The 18,627-nt window shown below is 32.1% G+C and carries 19 protein-coding genes; 6 read left to right on the top strand and 13 right to left on the bottom strand.

The genetic code is table 11. From position 1 onward, the window contains the following. Positions 1-58 precede the first annotated feature (58 nt). The 5 genes from PW52_RS03870 to PW52_RS03850 form a co-directional block, all read right to left on the bottom strand. Complete coding sequence (locus tag PW52_RS03870) at positions 59-754, bottom strand: ABC transporter ATP-binding protein (RefSeq protein WP_044631597.1); 696 nt, start codon at positions 752-754, stop codon at positions 59-61. A 12-nt stretch (positions 755-766) separates the two neighbouring features. Continuing rightward, positions 767-2,245 carry a DUF5687 family protein gene (locus PW52_RS03865; protein ID WP_044631596.1) on the bottom strand — a complete coding sequence of 493 codons (1,479 nt, stop codon included), beginning with the start codon at positions 2,243-2,245 and terminating at the stop codon, positions 767-769. A gap of 3 nt (positions 2,246-2,248) precedes the next feature. Next, complete coding sequence (locus tag PW52_RS03860) at positions 2,249-2,653, bottom strand: DUF2059 domain-containing protein (protein ID WP_044631595.1); 405 nt, start codon at positions 2,651-2,653, stop codon at positions 2,249-2,251. A 61-nt stretch (positions 2,654-2,714) separates the two neighbouring features. After that, complete coding sequence (locus PW52_RS17035; RefSeq protein WP_052823372.1) at positions 2,715-3,407, bottom strand: hypothetical protein; 693 nt, start codon at positions 3,405-3,407, stop codon at positions 2,715-2,717. 9 nt (positions 3,408-3,416) lie between these two features. Beyond that, positions 3,417-3,746, bottom strand: a complete 330-nt coding sequence (locus tag PW52_RS03850) for a PadR family transcriptional regulator (RefSeq protein WP_044631594.1) — start codon at positions 3,744-3,746, stop codon at positions 3,417-3,419. Positions 3,747-3,856: 110 nt separating this feature from the next. Between PW52_RS03850 and PW52_RS03845 the strand changes: the two genes are divergently transcribed. Beyond that, the gene (locus tag PW52_RS03845; RefSeq protein WP_044631593.1) at positions 3,857-4,912 is read left to right on the top strand and encodes a ferredoxin--NADP reductase; all 1,056 of its coding nucleotides are present in this window, start codon (positions 3,857-3,859) and stop codon (positions 4,910-4,912) included. Positions 4,913-5,000: 88 nt separating this feature from the next. Here the strand turns inward: PW52_RS03845 and PW52_RS03840 are convergent, their stop codons facing one another. Next, complete coding sequence (locus tag PW52_RS03840) at positions 5,001-6,017, bottom strand: glycosyltransferase family 9 protein (protein WP_044631592.1); 1,017 nt, start codon at positions 6,015-6,017, stop codon at positions 5,001-5,003. Positions 6,018-6,062: 45 nt separating this feature from the next. Continuing rightward, a complete protein-coding gene (locus PW52_RS03835) occupies positions 6,063-6,668 on the bottom strand; it encodes a DUF4254 domain-containing protein (RefSeq protein WP_044631591.1) in 606 nt (201 codons plus the stop codon). A gap of 147 nt (positions 6,669-6,815) precedes the next feature. On the opposite strand from PW52_RS03835, the gene upp reads away from it, so the two are divergent. Beyond that, a complete protein-coding gene (upp, locus tag PW52_RS03830) occupies positions 6,816-7,475 on the top strand; it encodes a uracil phosphoribosyltransferase (RefSeq protein WP_044631590.1) in 660 nt (219 codons plus the stop codon). Here the strand turns inward: upp and PW52_RS03825 are convergent. Then, complete coding sequence (locus PW52_RS03825; RefSeq protein ID WP_044631589.1) at positions 7,464-8,387, bottom strand: DUF6427 family protein; 924 nt, start codon at positions 8,385-8,387, stop codon at positions 7,464-7,466. The two genes, upp and PW52_RS03825, sit on opposite strands and share 12 nt — an antisense overlap. Positions 8,388-8,455: 68 nt before the next feature. On the opposite strand from PW52_RS03825, the gene PW52_RS03820 reads away from it, so the two are divergent. Beyond that, positions 8,456-8,683 (top strand): DUF6341 family protein, encoded by a 228-nt coding sequence (locus PW52_RS03820; RefSeq protein ID WP_044631697.1) that lies wholly within the window; start codon positions 8,456-8,458, stop codon positions 8,681-8,683. Here the strand turns inward: PW52_RS03820 and purD are convergent. Next, a complete protein-coding gene (purD, locus tag PW52_RS03815) occupies positions 8,678-9,952 on the bottom strand; it encodes a phosphoribosylamine--glycine ligase (RefSeq protein ID WP_044631588.1) in 1,275 nt (424 codons plus the stop codon). The genes PW52_RS03820 and purD overlap by 6 nt on opposite strands. A gap of 85 nt (positions 9,953-10,037) precedes the next feature. Between purD and PW52_RS03810 the strand changes: the two genes are divergently transcribed. The 3 genes from PW52_RS03810 to PW52_RS03800 are packed head-to-tail and all read left to right on the top strand — an operon-like array spanning position 10,038 to position 13,611. Next, positions 10,038-11,357 carry a phenylacetate--CoA ligase family protein gene (locus PW52_RS03810; RefSeq protein WP_044631587.1) on the top strand — a complete coding sequence of 440 codons (1,320 nt, stop codon included), beginning with the start codon at positions 10,038-10,040 and terminating at the stop codon, positions 11,355-11,357. Beyond that, positions 11,354-12,448, top strand: coding sequence for a non-hydrolyzing UDP-N-acetylglucosamine 2-epimerase (gene wecB, locus PW52_RS03805; protein WP_044631586.1), 1,095 nt, complete (start codon positions 11,354-11,356; stop codon positions 12,446-12,448). Before PW52_RS03810 ends, wecB begins: the two co-directional genes overlap by 4 nt. Then, positions 12,388-13,611, top strand: a complete 1,224-nt coding sequence (locus tag PW52_RS03800; protein ID WP_240475143.1) for a glycosyltransferase family 4 protein — start codon at positions 12,388-12,390, stop codon at positions 13,609-13,611. The genes wecB and PW52_RS03800 overlap by 61 nt, the downstream gene beginning before the upstream one ends. On the opposite strand, the gene PW52_RS03795 is transcribed toward PW52_RS03800, so the two are convergent. The 4 genes from PW52_RS03795 to PW52_RS03780 all read right to left on the bottom strand — a co-directional run bounded on the left by PW52_RS03795 (position 13,608) and on the right by PW52_RS03780 (position 18,593). Further along, positions 13,608-15,017, bottom strand: a complete 1,410-nt coding sequence (locus tag PW52_RS03795; protein WP_044631584.1) for an exopolysaccharide biosynthesis polyprenyl glycosylphosphotransferase — start codon at positions 15,015-15,017, stop codon at positions 13,608-13,610. The two genes, PW52_RS03800 and PW52_RS03795, sit on opposite strands and share 4 nt — an antisense overlap. An 8-nt stretch (positions 15,018-15,025) precedes the next feature. Then, positions 15,026-16,009, bottom strand: a complete 984-nt coding sequence (locus tag PW52_RS03790; protein ID WP_044631583.1) for a UDP-glucuronic acid decarboxylase family protein — start codon at positions 16,007-16,009, stop codon at positions 15,026-15,028. An 88-nt stretch (positions 16,010-16,097) separates the two neighbouring features. After that, the gene (locus PW52_RS03785; RefSeq protein ID WP_044631582.1) at positions 16,098-17,240 is read right to left on the bottom strand and encodes a DegT/DnrJ/EryC1/StrS family aminotransferase; all 1,143 of its coding nucleotides are present in this window, start codon (positions 17,238-17,240) and stop codon (positions 16,098-16,100) included. A 12-nt stretch (positions 17,241-17,252) separates the two neighbouring features. After that, positions 17,253-18,593, bottom strand: a complete 1,341-nt coding sequence (locus PW52_RS03780; protein WP_044631581.1) for an undecaprenyl-phosphate glucose phosphotransferase — start codon at positions 18,591-18,593, stop codon at positions 17,253-17,255. Positions 18,594-18,627 lie beyond the last annotated feature (34 nt).

The raw sequence follows: 18,627 nt of genomic DNA, 5'->3' as shown, positions 1-18,627 counted from the left end.
TAAAAATAAGCATCTTTTTGAATTTAGCTAGATAAAGCCATTACTTTTACACGAAATTCTAGTTTGTAAAATGGGCTTCAAGTTCTTTTAATGTAGCTTCGCTAGTTTCTAAATCTTTTACAATTTCTCCTTTTTCTAAAACTACAATGCGCTCGCAAACATCAGTAACATGTAATAAATCGTGACTAGAAATTAACACGGTAACACCTTTTGTTTCGGCTAAATCTTTTACAATTGCTTTTAACCTAATTTGTGTTGTGGGATCGAGGTTTGCAAAAGGTTCATCTAAAATAACAACCTCAGGATTTCCAATTAAAGCAGCAACAATTCCCGCCTTTTTTTGGTTTCCTTTGCTTAAATCGCGCAAGTACTTTTTTTGACCTAATATTTCACCATGGAAAAAATCTTCAAATTGACTTACCAAGGCATCAACATCGGCTTTGTTTTGTCCGCGTAATTCGCCAATAAAATAGAAATATTCTTCGGGCGTTAGGTAACCTATTAAAAAGCTTTCATCTATAAATGCCGAAGTAAATGGTTTCCAGTTTTCGCTTTCGTTAACCTTAACTTTGTTGTTTATAATATGGCCTGTGGTTGGCTTTATTAAATCTAACAACAGACTAAAATAGGTGGTTTTACCAGCACCATTATTTCCTACTAGTCCAAAACTTTGTCCTTTAGGAATATCTAAAGCTTCAACATTTAAAACTTGTTTTCCGCCGTATTTTTTTGATAAATTAATAGTAGATATCATTCTTTAAATGTATTAGTTGTCTTGATCGAAAGCATCAATCATTTTATACTTCGATTGTAAATATTTGGCTGTAATAGCTTTCATGAATTGCTTATGAAACACAACACCAATAATGCCTAAAACAGCAATTATAGCACAGGCAACCTCGAAACCTATTGTAAAAAAAGCTAGAGAAAATATACCCATTGGCAGCAACAATAACGGGATGCCAATTAACCATTGCACAGCACCAGTACCTTGATAATTAAAGGCGGCTTTTTGCGATAAATCTATTTTTTTGCGGTTAAACGAACCGCCCAATAAAATAACATGCGTATTAACGCCAACATTATAAATGGCAGCGGCAAAATGAGCTACTAAAATTTTCCAACCAAAAAAAACATACGGAATACCAAGTAAAAACAAAACACCTACGCTAATTGCCATTAATGTGAATTTAGACTTTAAATATTGCTCGTATTTTAAATTCTGACTCATTAATAGTTTGTAATATGCACTGTCCCAAGCTGGAATGAATTGCCCGAAATTAATTAAGAAAATACCCGTTGAAAATATTCCAACGAAAACATAAATACCTTCAAAGTTTTTAAACTGTGGATTCGGATAAAAAACCAAGCCATAAAGCAAACCCATGGCCAGCATCCAAACGGATGATTTTGTACGCTTATTTCGCCAAATAAGTTTTAAATCGAGCCTTAAAAATGGCGCTATGTCTCCAAAATTCTTTGTCCATTCTAAGTTTGAAGCCTTAACTTCTTTAACTTTTGTTTTTAGTCCACTATCTAAGAAAAGTTTTTGCTTTAATAGTTTCCCATTGTAAATGTATAAGCCAACCAAAATTAATAAAGGCGCTAGAACATAAATAGGGTTTTCGTAAACCGCATTAAAACCAGCACCAACAATGGTATTAAAAGACACTAAATCGAAATGGTTTAAAGCATACAAACCACCTGTAAAAATAACAACTGGTAAAAAAGAAAATTCGGTTTCGGCTGAAAAACTTTCAATAATAAAATTTAAAAAATTGATTATTAAAGTGGTTAAAACAACGGCAAGCATCCAGCTTAAAACCGACACGACAGGATAATTTTTAACTAACAATGTTATTCCAAAAGGAACAATGGCGAATAAAGGCAAAAAGTTAAAAAACGATAATGCCGATTTTCGTAGAACATAATTAACCACCTTACTGCGCTTTACAGGTAAGATTAATAATGGTTTTACCACCATAACAGGTAGTTTTTGAAAGAAAAACCGAAATACTAAATCGATTAAAATCCAGTAAAAAAGAACATTATTTAAAATATAAATAGGTTCTTGGTCTGGAAATTCCTTTTTTAAACCCGGATAAAGCACCAAGCCAGCTCCCAAAAACATAACAATAAAATACAAGGCGAATAAACCCATAAATATTTTAATACCTATGGATTTACCAAAGCTAGCAGATCTGTAAAGAGATTTCCATTCTAGTTTTAAAAACTGGCTAACCATGCATTACATGTGTTTTTGAGCGATTCCTTGAACCTCAATACCCCAAGATTGACCTAGCATCATGGCTTGTTGGGTTAATCCTAATTGTTTTTCGGCTAATTTTTTACCTAAATCGGTGTTATAAAATGCAACTAATTCTTTAATCTCGCTTTGTGTGAATTCTTTCATGTATAAATCGGCCATTTTACCATAAAGTCCATCTAAAGTTCCTAGAGCTTCTTGCCTATAACCTTTTTTTTTGGCTTCGGGCACCATGGCTCCAATTTGGCCAATAGCATTTTCGAAAGCAGAACCAGCTCCTGTAAGTTTTATAAATTCGATGGTTTCAGTTTTAAAAGCATCATCTTGAGCTTGCATTTGGGTAGTTAATCCTATAACAAATAAACAAAGTAATAGTAATTTTTTCATGTAAATTGAGTGATTTAATAATTGATAATTATTTGTATGAAATTTAGTTAAAATGTTACAACTAAATAAATTTAAATTGCGGGAATTGGTTTTGCGCCTCCATGCGTAATTTAGGTGATACAATATTTACGCCAACATATAACATTAATATATAGAGTACAGTTCCTATTGAAAATACAATTTGATACCATAAAGACCATGGGCCATCTATAAAAAATAAGTCAGGCACATATAATATAAAATTGACACAATGTACCAATCCACCCAACTCGGTGGTTATTCTTTGAAAAAGCCAATTTTTCCCTGTGAATTGTTTAATGTTTTTTCGTTTTCTTCGTTCAAAAATTAAATACCACATTTGAAAAGCAAACAAAAAAGCAATTAATGGGATAACAATATAGTTTTTGTTTTCAACTACTGTTAAAAGTTTAAACAAAGCCCACATACTAAATAAGGTTAGTATAATTTTAGGGAGTTTAAAGTATTGTTTGGTGTATTTATAAACTTGTTTACGGTAGTGCTTAGACAGTGCATTATATTTCTGCTCTACCACATCTGAAAAACCAAAAACGCCAAACTTTTTAAATTCAATATGCAAAGCTTCTTCAAATTTTAATTCTGGTTTTTCTTGCCATAATGCTTCAATACCGTTTGCTAAATGATCTACAAGTTCGGTTTGTACATCGTAAAACTCAACGTAATGTTGCGCTGTAAATTTGTAAAGTTCTTGTATTTGTTGTTCAGTTATTTTCATTGAATAAAATTAAGCTAGCTTACCTATTAAACTCTGCATGGTTTTTAAATAACTCTGCAATTCTTCGAGCTTATTTACCGTTTCTTTGGTTCCGTTATTGGTTAGTTTATAATATTTTCTCAATCTATTATCTACTTTTACAACCTCAACTTCAAGCAAACCGTTGGCCTCAAGCTTATGCAACGAGGGGTAAAGCGCACCTTCGGTAATATTTAATTCACCTTTGGTTAATTCTTTTACCTTTTGGGTAATCTCATAACCATACATTTTTTCTTGTTCGCTTAATAGCTTTAAGATTATAGTGGTTAAACTACCTTTATAAAGTTTTGAGTTTGGCATAAATCAAATATACAGAAAAATACTATACCTAAGGATTTTAGGTATTAATTTTTTTAGAAAAACAAGGTAAACAATTTAGGCTTCCTTATTTTTGCTAAAAATTTATATTCATGGCGTCATTTTACAACCTATCTATAAAAAACATTACTCGATTAACAGATAAATCGGTTAGCATCACTTTTAATTTACCAGATAATTTAAAGGACACATTTAACTATACCGCAGGGCAATACATTACTTTAAAAACTACAATTAATGGCAACGAAGTTCGTAGAGATTATTCCCTTTGCGATGCACCAACTAGTGGAAATTTAACGGTTGCCGTAAAAGCGGTTGATGGCGGTACATTTTCGGTTTATGCCAACAACACCTTACAAGCAGGAGACACACTTGAAGTTGCGCCACCAAAAGGACGCTTTACGTTTACACCAAAAGACAATAAAACAAAAAACATTGCACTTTTTGCCGCAGGAAGTGGTATTACGCCAATTTTAGGCATAATTAAATGTGCTTTAACCGAAGAAGTAAACAGTAAAATAGTGTTGGTTTATGGTAATAAAACCACAAAGGACACTATGTTTTTAAACGAATTATTAGATTTACAAAATCAATATAACGACCGTTTTTCTATTCAGTTTGTGTTTAGCCAGCAAGACGAAAGCGATGCTGTTTTTGGTCGTATTGAAAAAAGTACCATAAACTACGTTGTTAAAAACAAATACAAGCATATTGAACCTAATGCCTATTACATTTGTGGGCCAGAAGGTATGATACACACGGTAAAAGATGTTTTAACCGAACATGGTGTTTCTGAAGATTTAATACATTTTGAATTATTTAAAGCATCAAAAATTGAAACTGAAGCTGCTGCGCCAGTTACCCAAGGAAAATCTAAAATTACCGTAACTGTTGATGACGAATCTACTACTTTTGAAATGGATGCCAAACAAACCATTCTTGAAGCAGCTCTCGATGAAGATTTAGATGCCCCTTACTCTTGCCAAGGTGGTATTTGTAGTAGTTGTTTAGCTCGCGTTACAGAGGGCGAAGCTACTATGAGGCAAAATAATATTTTAACTGAAGCCGAAGTTGCTGAAGGTTTAATTTTAACTTGTCAAGCACACCCAAAAACTCCAAATATTTCGGTAGATTTTGATGATGTTTAATTATTAGACCGTTATTTATTTCCGCGAAAGCGAAAAACTCAAAAAATAATACATGAAGCCTTTTGAAAAACGTCTGCTTTAATTTGAACTAAAGAACGGACTCTAGTTTTTCAACAATTGTGTTTGGAGAAACACTTCCTGCTGCATTTTTATAATCTTCAGGGTGTTTATTGCCGTAAATTGAAGTTGGTATTAACGGGTATTTAGTTCTGTCTGCTACCAAAGCACAATCTTCTGGCTGATTAAATGGTGCAAACCCAGCATACGGATGTGTTACTCCCCAAATAGTTATCACTTTTACGCCTAACATGGCTGCAATGTGTGCATTTCCAGAATCCATAGAAAGCATAACATCTAGATTCGAAATTACATCAAGCTCTTCGTTTAAGCTTAGTTTCCCCGCAAAGTTTTGTACATTTTCATGAGCTTCAGAAATGCGGTTTAAAACCTCAATTTCTTGCTTACCACCACCAAATAAATAGATTTTATTCTGTTTAGCTAGAGTTTCAATAACTTCCTTCATTAAACTTAAAGGATACATTTTGCCTTCATGTGCAGCAAACGGCGCAATACCAATACGTTTACTTTTTAAATCACCTAAAAGCGCTTCGCATTTATTATTTAAATTGGCTTTTTTAGGAAAAGATGGATTGCTTAAATCTATAGGAAACCCTAAACTTTTAAAAACATCGGCATAACGCTGATGTGTGGTTTTTAAAGGCTTAAAAAAAACACCCGATATCAAAGCTTTTTTTTCGATTCTCCCTTTATCTATTTGGTAAAAAGGTTTTCCTGATAAAAAAAACTTCAAAACTTTACTTCTTAACACATTATGCAAATCGGCTACAGCATCAACACCTAAAGTTTTTATTTCTTGAGAAAGTTTATAGAGTCCTAAAACACCTTTATGCTTTCCTTTTACATCGGCTGCAAGTACTTGAACATTTTGTAAACCTCTAAAAAAAGGCGCAAAAAAAGCCCGAGTTAAAACGGTAATTTTAACCTCGGGATATTGTTTTGTTAATGCTCGCAACACAGGCACCGTCATAGCTACATCGCCCATTGCAGATAAGCGAATAACGAGTATGTGTTTTGGGTTTGGCATTTAAATTTAAATTGAGATCCTGAATTGAGTTCAGGATAACAGATGTTATTTTTGAGAACGCAACACTGGGTTTAACTCATCGTCGTTGTACATTTTCATTTGTTTGTAAACTTTCATGTACTTATCTCCGTTTTCAATATCGGTTAAAAGTGTATCGATAGCAGTAGATAAATCTACACGTTGTTCTAATAAAATATCAAGTTTCTTTTGGCATGCTTCGCGATGTGCATCTGTAGCATCTTCGCGTGTAGCTTCCTCATTCATATGATATATTTTTAAGGCCAAAATAGATAACCTATCAACTCCCCAAGCAGGACTTTCGGTATTTATTGTAGCATCAGCTTTTGCAGAAACATCTTTATATTGTTCTAGAAAATAACTATCAATATACTCAACCATATCCGTTCTATCTTGGTTCGATGCATCAATCTGGCGCTTCAGTGTTAACGCAGCAACAGGATCTATTTGTGGATCGCGAATAATATCTTCGTAATGCCATTGTACGGTATCAATCCAACATTTTCTGTATAATAAATGCTCTATTAAATCGCTTTTAGGGTAAATATTTTCAAACGGTTGGTCTACCGTGTTAATAATGTGGTACTTTTCAATAACGTCTTGAAATATTTTATTAGCCTTATCTGTAAACATGTTGTAAAAATTTAATGTGCAAAACTACGTAAATTATATAATATTGATACTATTTATAAAAACGGTAGATTTTATTTTTCGTATTAATAAACCGGAAATTATTATTCGATTATAATTAACTTTACTAAACTTAATAAAATTCAGCAAATGCAAATTCATAACATTTCGAACGAAAACTCCATTTTAAATCAATTTATTGCCGAAATACGAGATTCGACTATTCAAAAAGACAGCATGCGATTTCGAAGAAACATTGAGCGTATTGGCGAAATATTAGGTTATGAAATGAGCAAAACCTTGACCTATAAAAATGTTACTGTTGAAACGCCATTAGGAACAACCCCAACTTTTTTACCTAAAAGCGACATTGTTTTATGTTCCATTTTACGTGCTGGAGTGCCTTTACATAATGGTTTGTTGAATTATTTTGACGACGCCGAAAATGCTTTTATATCGGCCTATCGCCATCATAAAGAAAACCCTGAAACTTTTGAAATTATAGTTGAATATTTAGCCTGCCCTAATTTAGAAGGAAAAACTTTAATTTTAGCAGATCCTATGCTAGCTACAGGACAATCGATGCTCGCTACTTTTGAAGCTTTAAAACCGTTTGGAACACCCAAAGAAGTGCATTTAATAAGTGTTATTGGCGCACAACAAGGTGTCGATTTTGTTAATACCAATTTTCCGGAAAATACTCATTTATGGATTGCGGCTATAGATAAAAACTTAAACGATAAAGGTTATATTATTCCTGGTTTAGGTGACGCTGGCGATTTAGCTTTTGGTGAAAAACTACAACAATAAAAGCACAAATGGCGCTATAATTAAAATGCCCAAAAACACCTCTTTAAACCACTTTTCGTGAATAACTTCGATATAATTTGTAATAATAATTGCAAGTGGTGCAAACAAAAATAAAAACTCACCTCCATTTTTATTGGGCGCAATAAGCACAATTAAAAACGCTATAATGGCTGCAAAAATAATGGTAACAAACGATGCTCGAAACGCCTTTTTCTTCTTTTTAATATTTTTTAAATAAAATAACGACGACCAAGCGCCAAAAGAAAACAATAGCGTAATAGCAATAATATAACTTAAGGAGTTATAAATACTATAATCGAAACTTACACTAAAAGATTGATCGATAAACCGAAAATATTCGTCATAATAAATAACTGATACGGCAATAGACAATATAAAAACCGCTAAAACTCCTAAAAAAGGAATAATCCAATGTCTTAAACTACCATCGGAAAGCAGAATTAGTGACAAAATAATAAGTGCAAAAAATAAAATAGACCAAAAGTAAAATAAGGCTGCTACGCCAATCCAAAAGGCGGCATCAAACAGTTTTTCTTTTGTGTTTTTTAACGTTCTTAAGCTTATTAATCGTCTTAAAGCCAACAAAATAAAAAGATTGGAAAATAACACATTAGAATGTTGCGACGACTGTGTTATTAGCAGTAAAAACAAGCTAAACAGCAACATTTCGTAATTGTCTTTTTGCGTTAAACTGTTTTTATTAACTATAAAATTAAGCAATAAAATAGAACCAAAAATAACAGCAAATAGCACTGCTAATTTTACAAAAAAGCTAACGTCTAAAACAAGGTTTTCTACCCCTAATTTCCCAATTAACAAGGCTAATAAGGCAATAAAAAAAACAATAATAAAATTTATTGATTTAGATTTTTTAAAAAAACTTGTAATCATTAACTGTTTTTGTATTTTTGCTTTGTAAATATACTAACAATTACGAGTTAGAAAACACAAATTACACTATGAAAGATTTTTTCTACGCTATACAAGATTTATTTGTAAATGTTCTTTTATCACCAATGGATGCTCTTAAAGAATTAGAGTTAGAAAACTGGTGGGCAGCCAATACTATTTCTTGGATTTTTATTTTAATTTGTATGACAGCTGTAGTTTACTGGTTAAAACAATTACAGATATTTAATAAAACCGAAGCTGAAGACAAAAGCGTTTCTTCGCACTCGTTTTTATAAATCGAATCCAATATCTTTACGATAATTCATCTTATCAAAATGTAGTTTTTCTATACTTTGGTAAGATTTTTTTATGGCCTCTTGGTACGTTTCTCCGTACGACGTTATAGAAATTACACGTCCGCCAGAGGTTACAATTTTACCATCTTTTAACTGCGCACCTGCATGAAACGGAATAGATTCTGTTATGTTTTCTATACCTGTAATTTCTTTTCCTTTTTCGTAAGCTTCAGGGTAACCACCCGAAACAACCATAATAGTTGTAGCAGCACGCTCATCAATTTCAATATTAATTTTGTCTAATGTTTGGTTTGCCATAGCATCTAACACTTCAACTAAATCGTTTTTAAGTCTTGGGAAAACCACCTCGGTTTCTGGGTCGCCCATGCGCACGTTATATTCGATAACCTTAGGGTCGTCGTTTTCAACTTTAATTAAGCCAATAAACACAAAACCAACATAAGGTAATTCATCTTTTGCAAAACCATTAATGGTTGGTTTAACAACACGTTCTTCAATTTTATTTAAAAATTCTGGAGTAGCAAACGGCACTGGAGAAACAGCTCCCATACCACCCGTATTTAAACCTGTATCACCTTCGCCAATACGTTTATAATCTTTGGCTGTTGGTAAAATTTTATAGTTTTTACCGTCGGTAAGCACAAAACAACTAAGCTCAATACCATCTAAAAACTCTTCGATAACCACTTTTGCACTCGCATCGCCAAATTTAGCATCAACTAACATGCTTTTTAATTCAGCTTTAGCTTCATCTAAATCATTTAAAATCACCACACCTTTACCAGCAGCCAATCCATCGGCTTTTAAAACGTAAGGTGGTTTTAAACTTTCTAAAAAAGTATAACCAGCTTCAACATTATCTTTTGTAAAACTTTGGTAAGCAGCCGTTGGTATATTGTGTCTGTCCATAAACTCTTTGGCAAACTCTTTACTGCCTTCAAGTTCGGCAGCAACTTTTTGTGGCCCAATTACCGATACATTTTTTAACGCATCATCGTTTAAAAAATAATCGTGAACACCTTTTACAAGCGGCGCTTCCGGACCAACAACAACCAAGCTAATGGCTTCTTTTAACACTAATTCTTTAATCGCATCGAAGTCAGTTTCACTAATATTTACATTGGTTGCAACCTGGGCAGTTCCCGAGTTTCCTGGTGCTACAAATAAATTATTGCATTTATCGCTTTGCGCTATTTTCCAAGCAAATGTGTGCTCTCTTCCTCCAGAGCCAAGAATTAAAATGTTCATGAGTTTTGTTGTTTGCACAAAAATAAACTAATGCTTTAAATACACGAATTATTTTTAGTTACTTTACCTAATAATTTTGCTTACGTTGAATGTATTCGATTTTTCTTTAAAACTAAATGGCTTTCCTATTGCGAAAGCTAAACGTGTTTTAAAAGACATTCAAAGTAAAAATGAAGTAGATTTTATCGCTTTCGCGGAAGAGAAAAAACGTGATATAATAATGTATCACCTAAATCATAATCCGTTTTACAAATCCTTCGGAAAAAACATCGATTTAAACAATTGGAACAGCGTTCCTGTAATGACGAAATCCGATTTACAACAACCGCTAGAACAACGTTTAAGCGAAGGGTTTACAACCAAAAATATCTACGTTAACAAAACTTCAGGCTCTTCTGGACACCCATTTATTTTTGCTAAAGATAAATTTTGTCATGCTTTAACTTGGGCGGTTATTCAAAACCGATTTGGCTGGTATAACATTAATTTTAATAGCTCTAAACAAGCGCGTTTTTACGGTATTCCGTTAAATAAAGTAGGTTATTACAAAGAGCGTTTTAAAGATTTTTTGAGTCATCGTTATCGGTTTTCTGTTTTTAATTTAAGTGATGAAGCTTTTGCGGCTACTTTACAAAAATTCAAAACCACAACATTCCATTACATTAATGGTTACACCAGTGCCATTGTGCAGTTTGCTAAATATTTAGAGAAAAAAAACATTGTTTTAAAATCGGTTTGCCCGAGTTTAAATGTTTGTGTAGTAACGTCTGAAATGCTTTTTGAAACCGACAAAAAACTGCTGGAAACCCAATTAGGAATTCCTGTGGTGAACGAATATGGTGCTTCCGAACTCGATTTAATAGCTTTTCAAAACCCAAACGGCAACTGGCAACTTAATAGCGAAACTTTATTTATTGAAATTCTTGATGAAAAAAACAAGGTTTTACCAAACGGCGAAGAAGGTCGTGTTGTAATTACCTCGCTTTACAACAAAGCACAGCCATTTATTCGCTACGACCTTGGTGATATTGGTGTATTAAGTAAAAAAAGTACCATAAAAACACCTATTTTAGAAAAACTTACCGGAAGAACAAACGATATTGTAATTTTGCCTAGCGGAAAAAGAGCTGCTGGTTTAACCTTTTATTACATTACCAAAAGCATTATTGAAAACGATGGCAAGGTTAAAGAATTTGTAATTGAACAGGTAAAACCCGATACTTTTAAAATTATTTATGTTGGAGATGAAACACTTTCCGAAAGCCAAAAACAAACCATAAATCGTAAAATTGAGCATTACCTTGAAAGCGGGTTGCACATTATTTACGAAAAACAAAATAAGTTAAACCGACAGAAAAGTGGTAAATTGAAGCAGTTTTCGTCGTATTTAAACAAAAAAAAATGAATATTACCATAGTTGCAGGTGCACGACCAAATTTTATGAAAATAGCTCCTATTATTGAAGCTATTAAACAAAAAAAAAGTGCAGGTTTTAATATAAATTTTAGGTTAGTACACACCGGGCAACATTACGATAAAAACTTAAGCAGTACTTTTTTCGAAGAGCTAAATATTCCGTTACCAGATATTAATCTTGAAGTAAAAAGCGGCACACAAGCTGAACAAACGGCAGGTATTATGGTTGGTTTTGAGGAAGAACTTGCCCAAAATCCATGCGATTTAGTGTTGGTGGTTGGCGATGTAACCTCAACAATGGCTTGTACTATAGTTGCAAAAAAAGCGGGAATTGATGTGGCTCATGTCGAGGCTGGAATTCGCTCGGGAGATATGCGAATGCCCGAAGAAATTAATCGTATTGTAACCGATAGTTTAACCGACTACTTTTTTACAACCTCAACCAAAGCCAACGAAAACTTATTAAACTTAGGCATAAAACCAGAGCAAATTTTCTTTGTAGGTAACGTCATGATTGACACCCTTAGAAAAAACGAACATCGCCTAAAGCAACCCGAAGTTTGGCAAACTTTAAATCTAAAACCAAAAAACTATTTAGTAATTACATTACATCGCCCAAGTAATGTAGATGAAGAAAATCAGCTAAAATCATTAATCACACAAATAGTAACTTTAGGTAAAAATTTACCTATTATTTTTCCAGTGCACCCGCGTACTAAAAAGTTATTAGAAGGCTTAAATTTAAACTTTAAAAATCTGCATTACACTAATCCGCTAGGGTATTTAGAATTTAATTATTTAGTAAAATATGCCCTTGGTGTTTTAACCGATTCTGGCGGTATAACTGAAGAAACCACAGTTATGAATGTACCGTGTATTACGCTTCGTGAAAATACCGAACGCCCAGAAACCTGCGAAATTGGCACCAATATTTTAGTAGGAAGCGACAGTAAAAAAATTGAAGAAGCCTTTAAAAATTTATTAGCTAACCATTGGAAAGCAGGTAAAATTCCTGAACTTTGGGACGGACAAACGGCTACAAGAATTATAGACCATCTTACAGAAATTTACAAGTTATAGTGAAGGAAGTTTTAATAATAACCAACTATTTTCCTCCAGAAATAGGAGCGGCATCGAACCGTATTTTTCATTTAGCCCAAGGTTTACAAGGTCAAAACTACAAGGTTTCGGTAATTACACCTTTACCCAATTACCCAAAAGGCAAAATTTTTGATGGTTATAAAGGTGTTTTTAAAAAAACGACTACAGAACACCATATTACCATACACCGATTATGGATTTACGCTAGCAATTCTAAAAACAAACTAAAACGCTTAATTGCCATGCTTTCGTATAGTTTTAGCTTGATTTGGTTTTTTATGTGGAACAAACTTCCGGAGAAAGTTATTGTGCAGTCGCCCCCGCTTTTAGTCGCTTTTACTTGTATGTTTTTTATAAGAAATAAGAAACGTAAACTTATTTTAAATGTAAGCGACTTATGGCCTATTGCAGGTTTAGAGCTTGGTGCATTTAAAAAGAATTTTAGTTACAAACTTTTAGAACGCATAGAGCGATTTAATTACAAAAAAGCCGATTTAGTTCTAGGGCAAAGTGAAGAAATTTTAACACACATAACTTCACTTTTCCCTGAAAAAGATACTTTTTTATATCGCAATTTTCCTGATTTTAATCCGCCAATTCTGGAAGAACAAGCTACCGAAAACGGAAAAATAAAAATGGTTTACGCTGGCTTACTTGGCATAGCACAAGGCATTTATAAACTTTGCACAGAGTTAAATTATAAGAATATACAGTTTCATATTTATGGTGCTGGCGCCGAGAAAGAAAAAATTGAAGCGTTAATTGCTAAAAATCCAGAACTAGATATTATATATCACGGTGAAATTGCCCGAACAGAACTTCATGAGGCGCTCTTAAAATACGATTTAACCGTTATTCCGCTTTTAAATAGAATTTATGGTTCTGTACCTTCAAAAATATTTGAATACGGCAAATTAGGGCTTCCTATGCTTTATTTTGGTGGTGGTGAAGGCGAAAATATAATTGAAACTTATAATTTAGGTTGGGTTGTGCCTCCAACAAATTATAAAGCATTAAACCTTCAGCTTTCAAAAATTGAACTCAATAAATTAAATCATCAATTTAGATCTCAAATACAAAAAACTGCTTTACAAAACTTTAATTTTGAAAAGCAGTTGGTTGCTTTAGTTAAGATACTTTAATAAGCTTTTTCTTCTCCTTTTATAATATTGAAAAGTGTTTGAAAAATAATATTTATATCTAATACCAACGACCAGTTTTCAATATAAAAATTATCATATTTAATTCGGTTTATAATATCTGAATCAAGCTCTATCTCACCTCTATAACCACTCACTTGCGCTAAACCTGTAATTCCTGGCCTAATATGATGTCTATAAATAAAATTGTACTTATCTACTTTTTTCGAATATACATCTGTATAAGACAACATATGAGGTCTTGGTCCAACAACACTCATATCACCAAGAAGTACATTAATGAACTGTGGTAATTCGTCAAGATTAGTTCTCCTTAAAAACCTACCAACTTTAGTTAATCTGTCGTCATTTTGTTTTACGTAAGTCCCTTTAACTTCTTTGGTTGTTTTTAACGACCTAAATTTATAACAATAAAATTCTTTGTAATTAATTCCATTACGCTTGTGTCTGTAAAATAGCGGTCCTTTTGAGTCTAACTTAATAATAACAAATAAGATGATGGATACCCAAGAAAATAAAAATATAAGTACAAACAGTGAGAACACGACATCAAATACGCGCTTTAACATTTTATTTAAAACATTATTTAATGGACCTTCCTGAATAGAAAATACAGGTAAAAAGGCATAATAATCGGCACGTAAACGTTTTTTAAATAATTTAGAAGTTTTAGGTATAAACTTTATATTACTTTTATTAATATCTGCAAGTTTCACCAGCTCATTAACATCCTTTTCTGTTAACTCATCAATGGCACAAAAAATTTCATCAACCACTGTATTGTTTATTAAGTATTTTAGCCCATCTTTTACGGTTCCTGTTCTATTTAAATAATTTCTATCACTAAAAAACGCATTTAAATTATATCCTAGTTCCTTTTGATTTGTAAATATTGAAATTAATTCATCTATGTTTTTTCCTTCACCAAAAACCACAATATTTCTAATATTACCTTGAAAATAAGCTCTAAAAGCTTTTAAAAACAAATACGTCAATATTTTTAAAACACCAACAGCTAAAAATACAAAGGAAATATACTTAAGAACAACAAGCGCGTGAATATCAACACTTCTAAAAAAACCAATAAAAGCATAAACACCAATTAAAAAAACAACAAGTTGCTTAAATAAAAGCGACGTTATTTTTAAGAAAGACGAATACCTATAAACCTCATAAAACTTAATTAATGAAGCAGAAAACAACCAAAACAATAAAGAATATATAGCAAATAATAACTGCTGGTTATTTATTCTATCGACCTTATAAAAATATAAATCTTGCTCATTAAACTGTAAAATATAATGAGCAAGAATGTTTATAATTAATAGATCGCAAATAATTAGTATAGGTCTTAATAACCACGAAAATCTTCCGCGTTTATATTCCATACACTAGTTTATTTTATAAATCCTGTAAAATCTTTATGTTCGCTTTTATAAAGCTCGTCTTCGGTTAAACTTTTAAAATAATCAAACGTTATTTTCATTCCTTCAGCACGATCTACTTTTGGCTCCCAACCTAAAATTTTCTTAGCTAAGGTTATGTCTGGTTGCCTTTGCATTGGGTCGTTTACCGGTAAATCTTTATAAATTACTTTTTGAGTTGTACCTGTAAGTTTTATAATTTCTTCTGCAAAATCTCTTATTGTGATTTCGTGAGGGTTTCCAATGTTTACTGGATGTGAATAATCGCTTAATAATAAACGGTAAATACCTTCAACTTGATCGTCTACATAACAAAACGAACGGGTTTGCGATCCATCACCAAAAACAGTTAAATCTTCACCACGTAAAGCTTGCCCCATAAAAGCTGGAATTACGCGTCCGTCATTTAGTCTCATTCTTGGACCATAGGTATTAAATATACGTACGATACGTGTTTCTACACCATGAAAAGTATGATAAGCCATGGTTATAGATTCTTGGAAACGCTTAGCTTCATCATATACACCACGAGGACCAATGGTGTTTACGTTACCGTAATAGTCTTCGGTTTGTGGGTGAACGAGTGGATCTCCATAAATTTCGGATGTAGATGCAATTAAAATTCTTGCGTCTTTAGCTTTTGCTAAACCTAATAAATTATGCGTTCCTAACGATCCTACTTTTAGGGTTTGAATAGGAATTTTTAAATAATCTATTGGACTTGCAGGAGATGCAAAATGAAGAATATAATCCAAATCTCCTTCAAAGTCAATATGTTTGGTAACGTCATGATCTATAAACTCAAAATCGGGGTTATTAGATAAATGAGCAAGGTTTTTGGCATCACCAGTAATAAAATTATCCATACCAAAAACCTTGTACCCTTCTTTAATGAAGCGATCGCATAAATGAGAGCCTAAAAAACCAGCCGCTCCTGTAATTAATATTTTTTTCATACTTGTTTGTATATAACTTATTATAAATTATCGTTTTACCGTGCTTAAATCTAAAACTAAAATGCAAAAAAAGAAAGAAATAACGGCATTAATTAATTTTATTAGATATAAAGCGCATTATTACTGTTTTTATGTTATTCTTATCTTGTTTTGTTAAGTTTGAACCGGATGGCAAACATAACCCCGTATTAAATAATTGTTCACTAATAACCCGTCCATAATATGGAAAATCACTAAATACAGGTTGTAAATGTAAAGGTTTCCATAAAAACCGAGTTTCAATATTATACTTTTCTAATTCCATTTTTAAATCTCCGTTAGAAAAACCTACCTCTTCAAAATTAATTAAAATACAGGTTAACCAATGGTTAGAATAATAATATTGACTAGGCTCACTTAATAAAGTAATGCCATTAATGCTCTCAAAAATTTCTTTATAAAACGCATTAATTTCACGTCTTTTTAGAACACGTTCTTTTAAAACCTCCATTTGGGCTCTACCAATACCAGCTGTAATATTACTCATACTGTAATTATACCCTATTTCTTCGTGGTGGTAAAACGGCTCATTAGCTTTAGCCTGTGTTGCTACAAAATTAGCTTTTATTTTTTGATCTTCTGAAGAACAAATTAAAGCACCACCGCTAGATGTTGTAATTATCTTATTTCCGTTGAAAGATATAATACCGAATTCACCAAAACTACCGCACTTTAATCCTTTGTATGTACTGCCAAGTGCGCCGGCTGCATCTTCGATTATTGGTATACTAAATTTTTTTGAAATTTTTACAATATCATCCATTTTCGCTGGCATTCCATAACTATGAACAACAATGATTGCTTTTGGCTTAATGCCCAGAGACAGTCTGTCTTTTATTGCTATTTCAAGTTGAACGGGGCACATATTCCAGGTATCTGCTTCGCTATCTATAAAAATAGGAATGGCTTTTTGATAACAAATTGGGTTTGCTGTTGCAGAAAAGGTAAAACTTTGGCAAATAACTTCATCGTTAGCTTTTATTCCTAATTGAATTAAGGCTAAATGTATTGCAGATGTACCTGAATTTAAAAGAGCTATTTTATTCGGTTTCGAAAAATACCTTTCTAATTTTTTGTTAAAAGCAGATAAGTTTTCACCATAATTTGAAATTTCACCATTTAAAATGGCTTCTTCAACGTATTTTACTTCGTTGATAGTTTTATACGGCGGTGCCAGCTTTATGATTTTCAACTCTAAAGTTTTTTAATATGCCTTATCTTCTCCTTTAAAAACGTTAACCACCGTTTGAATTATAATATTAATATCTAAAAGAATGGACCAGTTTTCTATATAGAATATATCATATTTGGTTCGGTTAATTATGTCTTCCTTTGTTTCTATTTCACCTCGATATCCTCTTACTTGTGCCAAGCCTGTTACCCCTGGTTTTACGTAGTGTCTTACCATATATTTTGGCACTTTGGTTCCGTACATTTCGTTTTGTCTCCATAAATGTGGACGAGGACCAACAACTGACATTGAACCAAATAAAACGTTGAAAAATTGAGGGAGTTCATCAACACTTGTTCTTCTAATAAATTTACCCACTCGTGTTACTCTAGCATCATTTCTCGACGCTGAAATCTCAGAATTATTATTAATAGTCATAGACCTAAACTTATAACAACCAAAACCTTCTTCTTTTATCCCAGGACGATCTTGCCTAAAAAATATTGGCCCCTTGCTTTCTAAAACTATTATTAATCCTAAAATTGGTATTAACCATGAAAGTACAAACACAATAATAAAAGACGAAAAAATGATATCGAAAAGACGTTTTACTAAACTATTAACAGAATCCTCTAAAGGAATTTTTCTTAAAGATAAAATGGGGGTTATATCTAAATAATTTAGATATAAGTTCTTAGTAAACAACTCTTTATTGTCTGGTATAAATTTTAAGGATTTCATATTAATATCACAAAAATCGATAAATTCTTTAATTTGTTTGTTAGAAAGTTCTTTTACAGAGCAGTATATTTCTTCAATTTCGTTTTTTAAAATAAAATTTATACTTTCTGAGACACTTCCTCTTTTTGCAATACTTTTTTCATCGGAAAAAAAACCTAAAAATTTATAGCCAAATTCTGGATGAGTTTTAAAAAAATGTTCAAGTTTTTTAGTTGAATTATTTATACCTATAATAACAACTTTTTTGTAATTACTTCCCGTAACAATTCTATATTTTCTCAATAAAAAAAAGAAAGCCACACGAAATAAAACCATTAAAATATATAATAATAAAAAAAAGTAAACTCCGTTTACTGGTTTTACATCCGAATTTTTTAAAAATAAAAAAGCAAATACTACTGTAATAAAAATAAATATTTGTTTACTTAACAAGGATATCACCTCTGTAATTTTTGTAAACCTATAAATCTTGTAGAAAGATGTAAAAAAAGATAGGCTAAACCACATTATACAAAAGGCTACAATATTATTCATATCTTGCTTTAGAAAATAAAATGAAGCTATAGAAATTAAAAATAAATCGATAACATAAATAAATGGTTTTATAATTATTGAATATCCTTTTTTCTTCATAAGAACTTTAATTATATAGTTTTTTCTAAACGGT

The organism is Neotamlana sedimentorum (assembly GCF_000943565.1).
Taxonomy (GTDB): Bacteria; Bacteroidota; Bacteroidia; order Flavobacteriales; family Flavobacteriaceae; genus Neotamlana; species Neotamlana sedimentorum.
This window is presented reverse-complemented; position numbering and strand designations above follow the sequence as displayed.

Bases quoted from the DNA above. Each gene is read 5' to 3' on its own strand.
- PW52_RS03870 (WP_044631597.1), bottom strand. From the start codon at position 754: ATGATATCTACTATTAATTTATCAAAAAAATACGGCGGAAAACAAGTT.
- PW52_RS03865 (WP_044631596.1), bottom strand. From the start codon at position 2,245: ATGGTTAGCCAGTTTTTAAAACTAGAATGGAAATCTCTTTACAGATCT.
- PW52_RS03860 (WP_044631595.1), bottom strand. From the start codon at position 2,653: ATGAAAAAATTACTATTACTTTGTTTATTTGTTATAGGATTAACTACC.
- PW52_RS17035 (WP_052823372.1), bottom strand. From the start codon at position 3,407: ATGAAAATAACTGAACAACAAATACAAGAACTTTACAAATTTACAGCG.
- PW52_RS03850 (WP_044631594.1), bottom strand. From the start codon at position 3,746: ATGCCAAACTCAAAACTTTATAAAGGTAGTTTAACCACTATAATCTTA.
- PW52_RS03845 (WP_044631593.1), top strand. From the start codon at position 3,857: ATGGCGTCATTTTACAACCTATCTATAAAAAACATTACTCGATTAACA.
- PW52_RS03840 (WP_044631592.1), bottom strand. From the start codon at position 6,017: ATGCCAAACCCAAAACACATACTCGTTATTCGCTTATCTGCAATGGGC.
- PW52_RS03835 (WP_044631591.1), bottom strand. From the start codon at position 6,668: ATGTTTACAGATAAGGCTAATAAAATATTTCAAGACGTTATTGAAAAG.
- upp (WP_044631590.1), top strand. From the start codon at position 6,816: ATGCAAATTCATAACATTTCGAACGAAAACTCCATTTTAAATCAATTT.
- PW52_RS03825 (WP_044631589.1), bottom strand. From the start codon at position 8,387: ATGATTACAAGTTTTTTTAAAAAATCTAAATCAATAAATTTTATTATT.
- PW52_RS03820 (WP_044631697.1), top strand. From the start codon at position 8,456: ATGAAAGATTTTTTCTACGCTATACAAGATTTATTTGTAAATGTTCTT.
- purD (WP_044631588.1), bottom strand. From the start codon at position 9,952: ATGAACATTTTAATTCTTGGCTCTGGAGGAAGAGAGCACACATTTGCT.
- wecB (WP_044631586.1), top strand. From the start codon at position 11,354: ATGAATATTACCATAGTTGCAGGTGCACGACCAAATTTTATGAAAATA.
- PW52_RS03795 (WP_044631584.1), bottom strand. From the start codon at position 15,017: ATGGAATATAAACGCGGAAGATTTTCGTGGTTATTAAGACCTATACTA.
- PW52_RS03790 (WP_044631583.1), bottom strand. From the start codon at position 16,009: ATGAAAAAAATATTAATTACAGGAGCGGCTGGTTTTTTAGGCTCTCAT.
- PW52_RS03780 (WP_044631581.1), bottom strand. From the start codon at position 18,593: ATGAAGAAAAAAGGATATTCAATAATTATAAAACCATTTATTTATGTT.